At 65.8% G+C, this 16948-nt stretch carries 12 protein-coding genes; 5 read left to right on the top strand and 7 right to left on the bottom strand.

Annotated features, from left to right (window positions below; translation table 11 throughout):
- Positions 1–44 precede the first annotated feature (44 nt).
- Positions 45–1496 carry a S41 family peptidase gene (locus ABE423_RS00775; protein ID WP_180837181.1) on the top strand — a complete coding sequence of 484 codons (1452 nt, stop codon included), beginning with the start codon at positions 45–47 and terminating at the stop codon, positions 1494–1496.
- A 213-nt stretch (positions 1497–1709) separates the two neighbouring features.
- On the opposite strand, the gene ABE423_RS00770 is transcribed toward ABE423_RS00775, so the two are convergent.
- From ABE423_RS00770 to ABE423_RS00745, 6 genes are read right to left on the bottom strand one after another with little or no spacing between them, the layout of a single operon-like run.
- A complete protein-coding gene (locus ABE423_RS00770) occupies positions 1710–2729 on the bottom strand; it encodes a sugar kinase (RefSeq protein ID WP_180837179.1) in 1020 nt (339 codons plus the stop codon).
- A gap of 10 nt (positions 2730–2739) precedes the next feature.
- Complete coding sequence (locus ABE423_RS00765; protein WP_180837177.1) at positions 2740–3927, bottom strand: GDSL-type esterase/lipase family protein; 1188 nt, start codon at positions 3925–3927, stop codon at positions 2740–2742.
- Positions 3928–3941: 14 nt separating this feature from the next.
- Entirely contained in the window at positions 3942–4694 is a 753-nt protein-coding gene (locus ABE423_RS00760) for a glucose 1-dehydrogenase (RefSeq protein WP_180837175.1), read from the bottom strand.
- A gap of 60 nt (positions 4695–4754) precedes the next feature.
- Positions 4755–6059, bottom strand: coding sequence for an MFS transporter (locus ABE423_RS00755; protein ID WP_180837173.1), 1305 nt, complete (start codon positions 6057–6059; stop codon positions 4755–4757).
- Positions 6056–8284, bottom strand: a complete 2229-nt coding sequence (locus tag ABE423_RS00750) for an oligoalginate lyase (RefSeq protein ID WP_253143188.1) — start codon at positions 8282–8284, stop codon at positions 6056–6058. The genes ABE423_RS00755 and ABE423_RS00750 overlap by 4 nt, the downstream gene beginning before the upstream one ends.
- Positions 8281–9720: a polysaccharide lyase 6 family protein gene (locus tag ABE423_RS00745; protein WP_180837169.1), complete on the bottom strand. Its 1440-nt coding sequence runs from the start codon at positions 9718–9720 to the stop codon at positions 8281–8283. Before ABE423_RS00745 ends, ABE423_RS00750 begins: the two co-directional genes overlap by 4 nt.
- A gap of 241 nt (positions 9721–9961) precedes the next feature.
- Here ABE423_RS00745 and ABE423_RS00740 point away from each other — a divergent pair, with 241 nt between their 5' ends.
- From ABE423_RS00740 to ABE423_RS00730, 3 genes are all read left to right on the top strand, one after another.
- A complete protein-coding gene (locus ABE423_RS00740; protein ID WP_180837167.1) occupies positions 9962–12853 on the top strand; it encodes a TonB-dependent receptor in 2892 nt (963 codons plus the stop codon).
- A 102-nt stretch (positions 12854–12955) separates the two neighbouring features.
- Complete coding sequence (locus ABE423_RS00735; protein ID WP_032127248.1) at positions 12956–13699, top strand: FadR/GntR family transcriptional regulator; 744 nt, start codon at positions 12956–12958, stop codon at positions 13697–13699.
- Positions 13700–13877: 178 nt separating this feature from the next.
- Entirely contained in the window at positions 13878–14369 is a 492-nt protein-coding gene (locus ABE423_RS00730; RefSeq protein WP_346484614.1) for a hypothetical protein, read from the top strand.
- Positions 14370–14496: 127 nt separating this feature from the next.
- On the opposite strand, the gene ABE423_RS00725 is transcribed toward ABE423_RS00730, so the two are convergent.
- On the bottom strand, positions 14497–16143 hold the full coding sequence (locus ABE423_RS00725; RefSeq protein ID WP_346484613.1) for a fatty acid--CoA ligase: 1647 nt from the start codon (positions 16141–16143) through the stop codon (positions 14497–14499).
- Between the two features lie 129 nt (positions 16144–16272).
- Between ABE423_RS00725 and ABE423_RS00720 the strand changes: the two genes are divergently transcribed.
- Positions 16273–16947: a response regulator transcription factor gene (locus ABE423_RS00720; RefSeq protein ID WP_032127250.1), complete on the top strand. Its 675-nt coding sequence runs from the start codon at positions 16273–16275 to the stop codon at positions 16945–16947.
- Position 16948 lies beyond the last annotated feature (1 nt).

The following is a 16948-nucleotide window of genomic DNA, read 5'->3' as shown; positions in this document are numbered from 1 at the left end:
TAGAACTGCGAGACTGGCGTTTGTTCCGGGGAAGGGAGGAATCCATGGTCATTGCATGGCTGTTGCTCGGTGCAGTGCTTGCGGCACCTACCGCGCAAGGCGCGCCGATCGACTGGTCGGATACGCTGTTGAAGGATCTGGACGCTGCCGACGCCGCCATGCGCGGCAGCCATCCGGGCGCCGTGGACCTGCGCAATCCTGGTTTCGGCGCACAGCTGGACGATGCCCTGGCGCTTGCACGCTCGCGCGCCGAACAGGTCGCCAGCTACCCGGGCTACTGGTGGACGATGAAGGGCTATGCGGCCTCCTTCAACGATGGGCATGTCAGCCTCAACGCGCTTGCCGATGCTCCCGATCTTCCAACGCAGTGGCCGGGCTTCCTGACCGGCTTCGACGGCGATGCGCAGGTGGTCATGACCGTGGATGGTGGTCCGGGCCATCCGCCGCTGGGGGCTCGAATGCTGGCCTGCGATGGCATCGATGCGCAGACGCTGGCTGCACGCCGGGTGGGTGACTTCAACGGGCGCTGGAACCTGCAGGCCAGCCGCATCCAGGGTGGCGGTGAAGTGCTGCTCGAACAGGGCAATCCTTACGTGCCTGCATTGCGTACCTGCGTTTTCCAGGTGGGCGGACGCGAGACATCCTATGCACTGCGGTGGCAGCCGCTGCAGGCAGCACAGCGCAAGGAGCGCTTGGCTGATACCCGGCGCAGCTTCCGTCCCCCCAACGGCTGGCACGCGATGCCCGATGGCAGCTACTGGATCACCACCAGCAGCTTCAATGCCGACCCTGCGGAGCAGAACTTCAAGGAACTGACCGCGCTGCTTGAACAGCTTGCTCCGCAAACCGAAGGGCTGCAGCAGGCACCGACGGTGGTGCTGGACGTGCGTGGCAACACTGGCGGTGCTTCGCAATGGAGCATCGAACTGGCGCGATTGATCTGGGGCCGGGCCGCTGTCGATGCGCTGCCCGACCGCAGCTGGGTAGAGTGGCGGACCTCGGAGGGCAACATCGCCCAGCTTCGCGGCTTCCTGCAGAAGCTGGAACAGGCGCCCGACGCGTCGCCTGAGCTGCGTCGCATGCTGGAATCGGTGACGGCAGGCATGGCGCAGGCTCGCGGCCGGGGTGAGGCTTTGTGGCGCGAGCCATCCGAGGCCAGCGCAGATCCAGCATCCGCAGCAAGCCAGGCCGGACCTGTGCGCAAGGGCAGGGTCCTGGTTGTGGCCGATGCTTCCTGTGGCTCGGCCTGCCTGGATGCATTGGACCTCTGGAAGCGGCTGGGCGCGGTGCAGGTGGGCGTCGAGACCTCCGCCGACAGTCTGTACATGGACGTGCGGCCGGAGCGGTTGCCCAGCGGGCTGGCCAGGATCTCGGTGCCGATGAAGGTGTTCCGTGGGCGGGTACGTGGTTCGAATGAACCGCACGTGCCCGATCATCGCTATACGGGCGACATGCGCGACACCCGGGCGCTTGAAGCGTGGCTGCTGACGCTGTAGGTGCGCGCAGGACCTCGTGCAGGGCTGAATTCCGCAGGAGAGGATCGCATGAACATCCCGCCACCCAGTGCTGCCAGGCCGCCATCGCGGGCAGGAGCCTTCCGTCGTTGAATGCTGACGCCCGGTGCATTGCTCGGCATGGCGCTGCTGAAGTACATGGTCGGCGTGCGTGTGCCGCTGGCCAGGCTGAGCGGCCTGTAGGGCGGAGCGAGATCAGCGCCGGACGTCGAACTGGTCACTCTCCAGCAGCGCCCAGACATCGGCCTCGCGCACGGGACTGAAGTCTCCGGGAATGGAGTGCTTCAGCGCACCTGCCGCCAGACCGAAGCGCACGGTGCTCTCTGCATCGAACCCGGACGCCAGCCCGTGCAGGATGCCTGCCGCGAATGCATCGCCGCCGCCGATGCGATCAACGATACCGGGCAATGGCCGCGAGGGGGCCTGCGCACGGGTACCGTCGCGTCCCAACAGCAGCGCGCCCAGGATGTGATGGTCTGCACTCACCACGTCGCGCTGGGTGCAGGCCAGCCACTGCAGGTGCGGGAGCGCCGCGAACGCTGCCGCTGCAGCCGCCTCGGTCCGCGCGATGGGGCTGTCCTCGGCGAAGCGCAGTCCCAGCACCAGTTCGATATCGCGATGGTCGGCAAAGACGATATCCGCCTCTGCGAACAGCTCCCGCAGGATGGCGGCGGCGTTGCCGCCCCAACGCTGCCAGAGCGAAGGTCGGTAGTTGCCGTCGAAGGACACACGCACGCCTGACCTGCGTGCGGCCCGTGCAGCGCTCAAGACGGATTCGGCCACATTGGCGCCCAGCGCGGGACTGACGCCGGAAAGGTGCAGCCACTGCGCATCACGCAACAGCGTTGGCCAGTCATGGTCGGCAAGGGCAGTGTTGGTGAATGCCGAACCCGCCCGGTCATACACCACTTCACTGGCGCGCTGCAGCGCGCCGGTGGCCAGGAAATACAGGCCCATGCGGTCGCGGTCGACTTCACGCACACCTGCCACGCCCACACCATGCCGCCGCAGCTCGGCCACGGCATGCCGGCCCAGCGCGTTGCCGGGCACCGTACTGACCATCTGCACATCGTGGCCGAAACAGGCCAGTGAGACCGCCACATTGGCCTCGGCGCCCCCCACGTGGACCTGCAGCTGCGGTGTCTGCAGCAGCAGTTCACGACCGGGTGCGCCCAGGCGCAGCAGCAGTTCACCGAAACAAACGACGCGGCTCATCGGTTCTCTCTCATTCGGTGGGGGTGCAGCCCAGCATGCGCAGATCGATGGCATCGGCCATGCGCCGGTAGCCTTCGTCATTGGGGTGCAGGTGGTCGCGGGTGATGTCGTTGGGCAACGATTCCACGGCCTTCGGGTCACGCAGCGCGGCATCGAAATCGATGATGCCATCGAACCCGGTCTTCCCACCGCGTGCCCACTGGTTGATCGAGGTGCGGGTCGCTGCGGACACGGGCTCGTAGCGCTCGGAACCACCGAATGGGGTCAACGTACCCAGCCAGGCGCGGATGCCGTGCGCATGCAGTCGCGCTGCAACCTGCTGATAGCCCAGCAGCATGTCCGCCGCACTGCGTCCAGGCAGCGGCTGCGTGCCACCACCGTGGCGGATGTCATTGATGCCCTCGAACAGGATGACCTGATCGGCATCGGCCACCGCGATCACATCGCGATCCAATCGTGACAGGGCGCTGTGGCTGCGGCCATGGTCAAGCAGCTTGTTGCCGCTGATGCCCTGATTGAGTACCACGAACCGGTTCGGGCAGGCTTGCTGCAGGCGCTGCGCCAATCGCTCCGGCCACTGGTTGAAGGTTCCGCGACGGGCGGTGGCACCTTCCGTGATGGAATCGCCGAGTGCCACGATCACCTGGGGACGATCAGCGCGCTGCACCATCACTGCCGAGAACACGTTCTGCTGGTAGCTCAGCCGCACGCTGTCGGCAACCGATGTCTGCCTGCCGTCCGCTACCCGCACTTCGGTGCGGCGCACCGCCGGGCGGGTCGGCTGCGGAAAATAGGCCGTCACGCTGATCTCCTGCAGCGGCGTCACCGGCATCGGTACCGGGTCGCTCAGCAGCGCGGCACCCACCGGCACCTCGATGACCGCGCGGCCATCCACCGTTACCGGCAGAGGGGCGGACGTGCCGTTTTTCACTCCTGCGCGCAGGTCCTCGACCCGTAACGGCGCCGTGCCGAGTTCGTTGCTGATGCGCAGCCGCAACGCATCGCCACGGCTGCCGATGCGCATGTCCTGGCGCACGGTCTGCGCGGCGAACTGTAGGGGGGCCTCGGCGATGCCATCCTTGCGGTCCGGTGCCGGCGAGGCGGTCCACGCGGTGACCCAGACCGGTGCGGCCAACGCGCCGGGCGCGGCCGCGGCGGAACAGATCGTCAATGAAAGCAGGAGCGTCCAGCGCTGCATGGTCAGGATTCCAGTCAGGAGAAGTAGGTGCCGCCGTTGACGTCCAGATTCGCACCGGTGATGAACGCCGCCGCATCCGAGGCCAGGAATACGGCAGCGTCGGCGGCTTCGTCCGGCGCCCCTTGGCGGCGCAGCGGGGTAGCGCCGGCAACGGCCGTGCGCACTTCCGGCTTGGTGAACTCATCATGGAAACGGGTGGCGATCATGCCGCAGCACAGTGCATTCACGCGGATGCCCTTCGGCCCCAGCTCCTTGGCCATGGCACGGGTGAAGGTCATTACTGCCGCCTTGGCGGTGGCGTAGATCGATGCGCCCGGGCCGCCGCCATCACGACCTGCCTGGGAGGCGAAGTTGACGATGGCTGCGCCGTCGCGCATGTGTGGCACCACCGCGTGCGTGGTCAGGTAGGTCGAGGTCAGATTCAGGTCCATCACGGCGTGGAAGAACGCCGGGTCGATGTCAGCCAGCGGCCGACGCTGCACCATGCCACCGGCCACGTTCACCAGCAGGTCGATACGCTCGCCGAACGCGGCCTGTACCGCAGCGACCAGGCCGGCCACGGCGGCGGCATCGGTGACGTCGGCGCGATGCACGATGGCCTGGCCACCGGCCGCCTGGATCTTTGCCAGCGTTTCCTGGGCACTGGCTTCATCATGGGCGTAGTTGATGCAGACGCGTGCACCGGCGGCAGCCAGTTTGATCGAAACGGCGCGGCCGATATCGCGGCCACCACCGGTGACAATGGCCACCTTGTCCTGGAACGACATGCGGAAAACTCCTTGGTTTGCGGGGGAATGGAAGTACTTGGAAAAGAAGGAGACCCAGGCTCAGCCGCCGCGACGGTCGAGCTTCTGGATAGGTCCGGTCCACCACCACAGCGCAGCCAGCGACAGCGGCACCAGCGCGGCAACGAGGATGAAGATCGGGGCGTAGGAGTGGCGGGTCAGCACCGGCACCAGCCAGGTGGTGATCAAGGTGCCGGCGACCGCCGCCAGGCCACCCAGGCCTGCCAGCGTGCCCACCGAACGGCCGTCGAACAGGTCGCCGGGCAGGGTCTGGATGTTGCCGATGGCTACCTGGAAGCCGAACAGCACCGCAGCGATTGCCAGCACTGCCAGCAGCGGCTGGTTGGCCAGCACAGCACCCAGCAGTGCAGGCGCCATGATCACGCACCCCAGGGTGATGGCCAGCTTGCGGGCGCGGTCCACGCTGTGTCCGGCGCGGATCATGCGACCCGACAGCCAGCCGCCACTGAGGCTGCCCAGCATCGCGCCGACGAAGGGTACCCAGGCGAACAGGCCGATCTGCTTGATGTCGAAGCCGAAGGTTTCAGCGAGATAGATCGGCAGCCAGGACACGAACAGCCACCAGATGGGATCCAGCAGGAAGCGGCAGGCGAGCATGCCCCAGCTCTGGCGATGGGCCAGCAGCTCGCGCACGCTGGCTTTGGGCGCCGCCTCTGTCTGTTGCCCGGCCTGGTCTTGCTGGATCAGCCGGCGCTCGGCATCGCTCACCCACGGATGCTTGTCCGGCCCGGCGCGGTAGACAAACAGCCACGGCAGCAGCCACAGGAAGCCGATCGCACCGACCAGCACGAAGGTGCCGCGCCAGCCCAGCCACAGATAGAGGCCGGCGATGGCGGGTGCGGAGACGATCGCGCCGATCGACGCACCCGCGTTGAACACGCCCTGCGCCAACGCGCGTTCGCGCGCAGGGAACCACTCGGCATTGGCTTTGACCGCGCCGGGCCACGCACCCGCTTCGCTGATGCCGAGCATCGCCCTTACCAGGCTGAAGGAAAGCATCGAATGGGTGATCGAGTGCAGCGCGATCGAGATCGACCACACGCTGATCGACAGGGCGAACCCCAGGCGCGTGCCGATCATGTCGAACAGGCGCCCGAACAGGAACTGGCCGGCGGCGTAGAACAGCATGAACACCGTTACCAGCAGGGCATAGTCGTCCTTGGTCGCGCCTACTTCCCTGGCGATTTCCGGCCACATCACCGCCAGTGCATTGCGGTCGATGTAGTTGATGACCGTAGCGACGGCGATCAGGCCCACGATCAACCAGCGCACTGCTGAACGCACCGGCAACTTGCGCAGGTTGGCCACCACGGCAGGGCCGTTCATTTTCCGTCACCCTTGCTGCGGTCCATGCGTGCATGGCTGCCGCTCCAGCGGTAGGCATGGCCGTCCACGGTCACGCTGTGCTCGCCCTTGGCGCTGCTGTCGTCGGCCACGCCGAGGGCGATGCGTGCACCGCTGGCCAGGCGCAGTTCGATCACCGCTGCATCGCTGCCCCGGCTGCGCACGATGTCCTTGATGCGGCTGTCCGCGCCGTGCACGTACTCGGCGGTGCCGTTGTACTCGCCATGCGGCTCCAGCACACTGAAGAAGGTCACGTCCTTCTGGCCTTCCACGCGCTGCAGCAGGGCCGGTTCACGGCGCAGGTTGAACTCGGGATCGTTGGCACCACTTTCCACCAGCAGCGCCTGTGCCGGCGCACTGCTGCCGAAGCGGTAGGTGTAGAAGCGCCCATCCAGCAGCCACGCCAGGGAACGCGATTCGCTGCCGGGCGTGCTGCGTGCATCCAGCCACAGGTGCTGGTAGCCGTTGTCCTTGCCCAGCACCGGGCGCTGGGTGGGGAAGTGTTCTGCCTCGAAGCCGGTGGTGACGATGTGGCCGTTGAAGTGCAGCGGCAGGTCGTAGCGCGCGGCCTTGTCGCCGTGCACCTGCAGCAGGTCCAGCACCACCGGCAGGCCCAGGTCGGGGTGGCGCAGCAGCGCCTGGGTGCGGGTGAACACCACGCCGGGGTAGGCATCGCGCATGGTCGCCGAGGCAACCTGGGTATCGGCATCGGCCTGGAAGAAGCGCACCTGCGGGGCATGCTCCTCGCCGCGCTTCCAGTCGCCCTTGAAGTGGCTCTGTTCGTCCACCACCAGGGTGTTGTGGGCCACGGTCTGTTTGGCCCAGCTGCGGTTCTCGGCCAGGTAGATGCCACCCCGCTTGGCTTCCACGTTGAGGAAGCGGGCAGCGCCGTAGTCGGTCACCACCGGATTGCCGTTGTCGTAGAACAGCCAGTTGAGTTTGTCGAAGTGGCCATGGCCCATGCCCTGCATCGTGTCCTTCTGCACCAGCGCCTGGCCGCGTTCGCCGTTCATGCGCAGGATCGCCAGGCCACCGCGGTCGCCGTCCGGGCCATCGCGCAGCAGCATCGGACGGTAATCGAAGGGCTTGGCCTTGTTGGCGGCCAGTGCTTGCGCCACCTGTAGTCCCTCGGGGGACAACAGCAGGCGTTTCTGCTGCTGGGCCACCGACAACAGGCGGTCGTCACCGGTGCGCGCATAGGCAATGCCGATACCGGCCACCAGTTCCTCGGTATCGATGCCCTTGTCCAGGATGGCATCGTTGATCGGGAAGAACAGGCCGTCATAGCTGGACTGCACCAGCACATCCACCGCCTTCAGCAGCACGCCGTCGCGGCGCGCGAAGATCCTGCGCTGCGGCTCGTTGCGTTCGATGGCGTTGGCGAACAGCAGGAACGGTGCCAGTGCGTAGCGCTGGTAGTACGGGCCTTCCTCGTAATAGCCATCGGGCGAGAACAGCAGGTCGATCTGGCGAAGGAAGCCGAACTGATCGTTCTTCTGGCTGCCGCGCAACGATTTCTCCACCAGCTCAGGGTCGCGCAGCACGTAGCCGGTCATGCCAGTGGCGGCCACCGCCCAGGTGGCGTGGTTGTGGATCTGGTCGTAGTTCTTCGGCTCGCTGACGAGGAACTCAGCCATCGGCCGGAACACCTTCGATTCGATGGTGTCGCGGTCCTCGGCGGACAGCGCGTCGCGGATCGCGTCGTAGCCCTGGATGGCGTTGACCAGCCACACCGAATCGTTGAGCACCTGCCAGAACACGCGGCCTGGAATCTGTCCGCGGCCTTCGGGGTGCGGGCCCAGGGTGGGGTAGAGCCTGGCGTACTGCAGCAGCATGTCGCGCGCGTAGTCGACATAGACCTTGTCGCCGGTCAGCCGGTACAGGGTGCCGGCCGCCATCAGGGCCTGGTAGTTGCGCTTGTGCTGTTCATGGGTGCGGCCGCCGCCCTTGTCCTTCGGTACCGGCACGTCGATGCCGGCCTTCATCATCTTCTTCAGCGATTTTTCCGTGCGCGCCTGTTCCTTGGCGAACCACGGGTAGCGGCCGCCTTCGCTGGCCATCCGCTGCCACTGCGCTGCGGTCACCAGCACCGGCGCGGTGTCGGCCTGCCTCGCTGCGGCAGCGGGGGCTGCGAACAGCGGCGCGGCCGGCAGCAGGGCAAAGGGGGTGGCCAGGGCCAGGGAGACGAACAGCGGCTGCAACCTCATCGATCAACTCCATTGCGGGTGCGTGACAGGGCAACTTCGCCCACCTTGGGATACCAGTCGACGCCGGTCGCCTCGCGCGCGGTCATCGCCAGGGCAGGATCGGCGCCCACGGCGGGCAGGGCGGGCGCTGCCACCCACAATCCGCTGGCAGCCTGCTGCAGGCTGACGCCACGCCCCTCTACGCCGCCCGGGAATACGGTGCTGGCTGCCGGTGACTGCACGTTGCCACTGAAGTCGATGCCGGCCAGCGAACTGGCGGCATTCGGCGGGTTCCTGCTGGTGCGGTTGACGATCAGGTTGGCGCTGAAGCGGCTGTTGCTGGCGGCGACCACGATGCCCTTGGCTTCATCATGGCCGACGCCGAAACTGATCTTCGCCACGTCCACGAAGGTATTGCGGTTGATCGTGGCATTCACCACCGGCGCATAGCCGGACAGCGGCGGATCGGCCTGCGCGTCCATCACCGCCAGCGCGGAACGGTTGCTGGAGCCGGCCAATCGTTCGAAGTAATTGTTGCTGACGGTCTGGTCGGCATTGATGATGCGCACGCCGCCGGTGCCGGCCTTGTCGTCGCCCAGGAACACGTTGTCGATCACCCGGTTGCCGTTGCCATGGCGTAGCGTGAGCGCGCCGGCCGAACGGTAGAACACGTTGCCGCGGTAGGTATTGCCGCCGGACTTGTTGCTGATGATCTCGGTCTCGCCGTCGCAGCCTTCGAACCAGTTGTTCTCCACCGTACTGTTGGAATCGCTCAACGAAGTGTCGCTGGTGCCGACGCGGAGGGTTTCGCCGCCGTTGACGCCCAGCGCCGGGCGCGGTCCGAACCAGTTGTGGTCGATGCGGTGCTGGTTGTCCAGGCCCTGGGTGGCATCGCGCACCACCACTACCGTGGGCCCGGCGTTGGTCTTGCCGCGCAGCTGGCTGTGATCCAACCGGTTGTTGCTGCCATACAGCGATACCCAGTAGTCCTGGTCGCTGGCATCGGGGTTGGTGTAGTCATCGATCACCAGGCCGGTCACCCGGCTGTGGCGGGCCACCGCCTTGCTGGATTCGCGGAACGCCACCACCGCATCACCCGGCGTATAGCCGTTGCGGAACACCAGGTTGGACACCTGCAGGTAGCTACCCGCCAGGCGCAGGTCCGAACGTCCGCTGAGGACGACCTTGCCGGCGGTCTGCGCGCGCAACACGATCGGCGCGGCTGCCGTGCCCTGGCCTTTCAGCAGCAATCGCGCGTCGGTCCAGGTGCCGTCAGCCAACACGATCTCATCGCCGGGCTGCAGCGCCGAGGCGGCGGTAGTGAACTCAGCGACATCGTGGACGAGCCAGCTGGCTGCACTTGCCGCTGAAGTGGTCAGGCACATTGCCAGACCAGTGGTCAGGCAAAACAGTGATGGATTGTTGAGCGGATGTCGAGCAAGCGGACGAATGCGCATGAAATCCTTCCAGAGACGGCCGGGCCGTCGTTTCAGGGTGGGTCTGCATACCACTTCCGGGTCCGTTGTAAGCCAGCTTTCGCGCAAAGTCATGCTGCATGAGCACATTAAATTGCATTCAACTGGTATGGATGAAAGGCATTTGAACATTCGCATACCAATTGGTTGACATTTTCATGTCGCCGTGCCGAAGCTGCGTCCCACGCCTGGCATGCAGGCGATCCTTTGGGAGGAGGAAACCATGCGGCGACCCGCCGGAGCAGTGCACAGCATCTCGTTGTCCCCCACACCCCTGATCGTGGCGCTGCTTGCCGTGCTGGCGGGCATGCCCGCGGCCCAGGCGCAGTCCAGCAAGGACGCGTCAGGGCAGGATCCCACCACGCTGGACCAGGTGCAGGTCACCGGCATCCGCGAATCAATGCAGAGTTCGATCAACAAGAAGCGCGACGACACGGTCATCGCCGACGTGCTCTCGGCCGATGACATCGGCGACCTGCCGGCACCGTCGCTGGCCGATGCGATCGAGACCTTGACCGGCGCCGCCTCGACCCGCGACAAGACCGGCGCCTCGGAGATCTCGATCCGGGGCCTGGGCGCCTTCCTCAGCAGCACCAACTTCAATGGCCGCGAGATCACCAACGGCAGCGGCGACCGCTCGGTGAACTTCAACATGTTCCCGGCCGAGCTGATCAACACGGTGGCCATCTACAAGACCCAGCGCGCCGACATCATCGAAGGCGGCGTGGCCGGCACCATCGGCCTGGAAACAGTGCGCCCACTGGAGTACGGCAAGCGTGCAGTGCAGCTGGACCTGCGCGGCAGCTGGGCGGAGTACGACAGCAAGTACCGTGACAAGGACGGCATCGGCTATCGCGGCACCGCCAGCTACATCGATCAGTTCGAGTTCGGCAACGGGCAGAAGCTGGGCATCTCGCTGGGCTTCCAGCGCCTGGACGGCACCGATCCGGAAGAGAGCATTACCAGCGGTTCCACCTGGTATGCCTGCGATGGCACGCAGAACGTGGGCAATGCCAACTGCAACGAAGTGTCCGCGCAGGCCATCGCCAACGGCGCGCCGTACTACCTGGTGCCGAGCAGCCGCATCTACCGGCTCAAGCAGGAGCGCAACGACCGGCAGAGCGAGTTCGCCGCGCTGCAGTGGCGGCCAAATGATGTGGTTGAAGTGAACCTCGACTTCGAGCACACCGAGCGCAACTGGTATGAGAACCGCAGCGATCTGAGCCTGTCCAACGCACGACGCGGCATCACCCAGCGCGAGGTTGACGAAGACGGTATCGTGCGCCACCTGCACGGCAGCACCTCGATTGATTCCACCTCCAACCGCTACTGGCGTGGCGAGGAATACACCGGGGGTGGCCTGAACCTGATCCTGCGCCCGACCCCGGCCTGGGAGCTGTCTACCGATCTTTCCTACTCGCACACCAATCGCCTCGACAGCGAGCGCATGACCCGCCTGCGCGCCAACCAGCGCGACGTCAACAATGCCGTCGTGCCCGGTATCAGCAGTGGTGCCACCGGCTACGTGGACTATGACTGGGACTGGCACGGCGAAGTGCCCAGTGTTGCCCTGGCGCCGAACTTCGACCCCAACAACTGGGACGCCTACACCGGCGCGGCGCGGGTGACCTCCAGCGCCACCGAGAATGACCACAGGATCAAGGCCGGCCGCTTCGATGCCAGCTTCATGCCGGAGTCCGGTTTCTTCACCCGCATCAAGGGCGGCGTGCGCGCCAGCCAGGCCGACTACCGCCTGCGCGACAACACCCTGGTAACCGACTACGACCAGCGCGTGGCGGCCGACAAAGCGAAGATCATCGCCGCCAACCAGGCCTGCCGTGCACCCTTCCCGCAGGATGACTTCATGGATGCCGCCAGCGGAAACACGATCTCCTCGTGGGCGTACTTCGATCCGAACTGCCTGTACCAGTCGTTCCGCGGCAGCCTCGACAGCGGGCTGGATCCGGGTTTCCAGGATCCGAACAATGTCGATATCACCGAGAAGACACGCGCGCTCTATCTGATGGGTGAGTTCAGCAGCACCCTGTTCGGCTTGCCGGTGACCGGCAACCTCGGCCTGCGCTGGGTCAAGACCGATGTTCGTTCTGAAGGCGTGCGAACCGGGCTGCGCATCGAGGACAACGGTGACGGGACGATCCGCCTGCAACCCACCGGCGAGTACAGCACGCAGGTGTTCAAGGCGGGCAACGACAAGCTGCTGCCCAGCCTCAACGCGGCCTTCGAGCTGCGCCCGGACGTGTTGCTGCGGGTCGGTGCATATCGCGCGATGTCACGGCCGGACATTGCCGCGCTGGGTGCCGGGCGCACCATCAACGTGAGCAGTGATGCCACCTACGGCAACCTGGCCGACGCGCTGGATGACATCAGCGCCAGCGGCAACCCCGCCGCGCAGCCGCTGATGTCCTGGAACGGCGACCTTTCCCTGGAGTGGTACCCGAACCCGGACACGATGCTGGCCGGCGCGGTGTACTGGAAGCAGTTCAACGGCGGCACCGCCACTGCGCTGGTGCCGGAGACCTACACCATCGACGGCCAGAGCGTGACCGTGCCGGTGCGGCAGCAGGTAACCACCGACGAGGACAGCACGCTGACCGGCTTCGAGCTGACCGCTACCCATCGACTGTCGTACCTGCCCAAGCCGTTCGACGGGCTGGGTTTCAAGCTGAGCTACAACTACGCCGATGCCGACTATCAGACCCAGGACTCGCGACTGGGTGAGCAGCTGGCCAGCGATGGCACGATCATTCCGGCCATCGTGCCACCGGCTGGCCTGAGTGGTTTCTCGCGGCACGTGCTGTCCGGCTCGATCTACTGGGACGTCGGGCGCTTCAACATCCAGGCCATCGGCAAGTTCCGCTCGCACTACTACCAGGACTTCACCGGCAACACCGCGCAGCAGAACCGCTACTACGATGACAACACCAGCGTGGACCTGCGCCTGCGCTACCGGGTGAACAAGCAGTTGTCGCTGTCGCTGGAGCTGATGAACCTGACCAACGAGCCGCGCGTGGCCTACCAGCCGCTTTATGGGAACTTCCGCGAAGTGGTGACCTACGGGCGGCGTGCGTATTTCGGTGTACGATACAAGTTCTGAACAGGGCGGCGCGGCCAGTGGTCGCGCCGTCGCTCCAACCGGACCCTTGCCGGCCGCGGTGGCAGGGCAGGGACCCGGAAGGAATCGCCAAGGGTCAGCCGCATGTCCGCCAACCGCCTTTACCAGACCATCGCTGCCAAGCTCCGCAAGCTGATCGAGGATGGCGAATTTCCGCCGGGCTCGCGGCTGCCGGGCGAGCGTGAGCTGGCCGAACGGTTCGGTGTCAGCCGGGTCACCATCCGCGAAGCCGAGATCGCACTGGAAGCGCAGGGCTGGATCGCCATCCGCATCGGCTCGGGCGTGCATGTGAAACCGCGCCCGACGCAGGCGTCCGGCGGTCTGCCGGATGTCAGCGCCTTCGACCTCACCGCCGCCCGCGCGGTATTCGAGGCCGAGGCCGCCGCTCTGGCTGCCAGCAATCTGGATGATGCCGGCATTGCCGAGCTGCAGGCGTTGGCCGAAGCGCTGTGCCGTCGCGACCTGAGTGACGCGGAAGCCGGCGAGTACGACCGCCGCTTCCACCTGGCCATCGCACGGCTTTCCGGCAACCCGGTGGTGGAATTCTTCGTGCAGCAGATCTGGCGCATGCGCAGCGAACTGCCGCGGGTGACCGAGGTCTATGCCCGGGTCTGCCATGATGATGGCGCCAGCCGTGCGGACGAGCACATGGCGATCTTCGAAGCCCTGCGCGCGCGTGATCCAGTGGCCGCGCGCAATGCGATGCGCCATCACTTCCAGCGCCTGTTCGAAGCCATGCTGCAGGCGACCGAAAGCCAGGCGCTGGAGGAGATCCGCCGCCGTACGCAGCAGGACCGCGAACGGTTCATGGCAACGACGCGGATCTGAGCGCCGCGTTCAACACAATCGGCGCTGCGACCTTCAGCAGGACAGCTCGCGCTCGAAGCCTGATGGATATGAGAAATGGGCATGACTGCGCCGATGCCCAGCCTGTCCGCAATGCCTACACTGCCCGCGGGTCATAGACGGCCCGTTGAGAAAGCTGCATACACACAAGGAGCAGGGTATGAAGTTCTCGCTGTTGGGCGCGGCGCTGCCATTGGTGCTGGCACTGAGTGGAGTCCCCGGTGGAAGCGTCAATGCAGGACCGATCGCGGGCACCGCGACCGCCACTGTAGTTACGAAGGCCACGTACGCGCCGGATTCGCTGGAAGCCGGCTACATCGTCGATTGGATCAAACGGAATTCGCCCGCCTACGCGCCGGCGTTGCAGACGGGCGAACTGGCCATCTCGCACAGCTATCAGTCTGCTGGCAGCCTGAAGCCGGCCGGTGCGGCGGGCCCGCCTGTTCCATTGCCTGCACGCGGTGTGGAGGGCGAGGTCATCTCGATCTCCAATACCTTGCCGAGCGGTGCTTCCGAGTCGTGGACATACCGGTGGTCGAGTGGGGCGTGGAAGCTGATCAAGTACAGCTTTGATGCATGCCAGGGCCCCGCCGCCATTGGTGCGAAGGGATCCGGCACGGAGATCGCTGCGAAGGGACCCTGCATCGACTGAGGGTGACCGGTCCTGGCAGAACTGAACCAGGTCTGCTGCACAGCAGTGGTGCCCCGGGAGATCATCGTCCCGGGGCGCCGCTTCATACCTTGGCGTGCGAGCATTGACCTCGGCAATCGGGCGGAGATCACCCACGGCCCGAGCCAGTCGCTGGGTCATGCAACCCACGCAGCTTCTTCTTGTTGATCTTGCCCACGCTGGTCCGCTCGATCGATTCCACGAAACTGACCCGTTCCGGAATCGCATACCGTGAGATGTCCCCTGAGCGGCTTCGCGCAGCGACCAGTTCGATGATCTCCGCTTCGGTCACCTCACTGCCAGGCTGCCTGACCACCAGCGGCAACGGCCGCTCGCCCCATTTCGTGTCGGCGATGCCGATCACCGCGACTTCGCTGACCGCCGGATGCAGGGCGATGATGTCCTCCAGGGCGAGCGAGGAGATCCACTCACCGCCGGTCTTGATCACATCCTTGATCCGGTCGGTCACCCTCAGGTAGCCGCTTTCATCGATGTTGCCGATATCCCCGGTATGCAGATAGCCTCCTGCCCACAGTGCTGCAGATGCATCCGGGTTGTGCAGGTAGCCCTGGGTGAGCCAGGGTGCGCGCACGACGACCTCTCCGGTGGCGATGCCGTCGTGGGCGACATCCTTCATGTCCGGATCGACGATGCGCAGGTCTACCAGCGGTACCGGTATGCCGGCCTTGGTGCGCAGCGACAGCACCTCATCGGCATCGGTCACGCTGTCCACGTCGATCTGGGCGATGGTGAGCAGAGGGCAGGTCTCGGACATGCCATAGCCGCCGAAGATGTCGATGCCCCGCGCCAGCGCACGCTGCGCCAGCGCACGCGGCAGGGCCGCACCGCCGATGATCACCTTCCAGCCCTCCAGGTCGGTCTGCGCCGCGTCCGGATGCTCCAGCAGCATGTGCAGGATGGTTGGCACGCAGTGCGAGAAGGTCACCTTCTCACGGGCGATCAATGCCAGCAGCGTCGCAGGCAGGTAGCGCCCCGGATAGACCTGCCTGATGCCCATCGCCGTAGCCACGTAGGGCAGGCCCCACGCGTGCACATGGAACATCGGGGTGATGGGCATGTAGACATCGTCACGATGCAGGCGGCCTTGACGGGGTGCACCGCCAAGCGCGGCCATCGCCGCCAGCGAATGCAACACCAGCTGCCGGTGGCTGAAATACACGCCCTTGGGCAACCCGGTGGTTCCGGTGGTGTAGAACACCGTGGCACGGGCGTTCTCGTCGAAGTCCGGGAAGCGGACGATCGGCGTGGCATCGCGCAACCCCGCTTCGTACTCGGTGGCGAAGCCTGGCGGCAGCGGACCGCCTGCATCGTCCAGCAGGATGCGCGTGCGCAGGTCCGGCAGCTGCTCGTCGATGGCGTCCAGCAGCGGCAGGAACTCGCGGTTGGCCAGGATCACCCGCGCCCCGCTGTGGTTCAGCGTGTAGGCGATCTGCTCTGGGGCCAGGCGCACGTTCACCATCATCAGCACCGCACCGATCATCGGCACAGCGAAGTAGGCCTCCAGGTAGCGGTTGCTGTCCCAGTCCATCACCGCCACCGTGTCGTCGTGGCCGACTCCCAGCAAGGTCAACAGGCCGGCCAGCTGGCCGATGCGCGCCTGCAGGGTGCGGTAGTCGAATCGGACCTGGTCGCCGTAGACGATTTCCTGTTCAGGGCTCACCGCCAGCGGCATCAGCAGCAGCTGCTTGATCAGCAGTGGATAGGCATGGGCATCGGGAGTGGGGGCGGATGACATGGCATTTCCTCGTGGGCGGCGTTGCGGTCGCCGGCCTTCTCCGCACCACACTAGCAAGCCCTTCCTGCTGCACCAGCGTACCTAGGTACCTGTTCCTGCGTGCACCCGATTTGATAATCTCGCCAGGACATGCCCACCCTGCTCATCGCCGACGATCACCCTTTGTTCCGCGCGGCACTGCATCGCGCGGCGGAAGAGGCGGTCGCCGATCTGCAGATCAGCGAAGCTGATTCGCTGGACAGCGTGCTGGAGGTGATCGAGAACCAGTCGATCGATCTGATGCTGCTGGACCTGCACATGCCGGGCAACCACGGACTGGCCGGGCTGGCCACGATCCGTGCGTTGCAGCCGGGCCTGGCGATCATCATCGTCTCCGCCAACGAGGAGCCGCAGGTCATCCGGCGTGCCATCGACCTTGGCGCCGCGGGCTATCTGCCCAAGAGCTCGGGTTTGAACGAGCTGCAGTCCGCGCTGCAGTCCGTGCTGGAGGGCGAGCGCTGGATCCCGGCGCTGCTGCGCGAACCGGTGGCACGGGTGGCGACGTTCAGCAGGGATGCCGACTTGGCCGCACGCCTGGCCAGCCTGTCGGCACATCAGTACAAGGTGCTGGGGCTGGTGGCTGAGGGCCTGCTCAACAAGCAGATTGCCGACCGGCTGGGCGTACAGCTGCGCACGGTCAAGGCGCACATGACACGCATCATGGAGCGGCTGGGCGTGCGCAACCGCGCGCAGGCCATCCGCGTGCTGCACGAAATGGGATTGGCCGATCCGTCCCGGCAGATCGAAGAACTGCCTGAGCCCTGAC

Origin of the sequence: Stenotrophomonas sp. TWI1409, assembly GCF_039673015.1 — a bacterium.
Classification (GTDB): Bacteria; Pseudomonadota; Gammaproteobacteria; order Xanthomonadales; family Xanthomonadaceae; genus Stenotrophomonas; species Stenotrophomonas maltophilia_A.
This window is presented reverse-complemented; position numbering and strand designations above follow the sequence as displayed.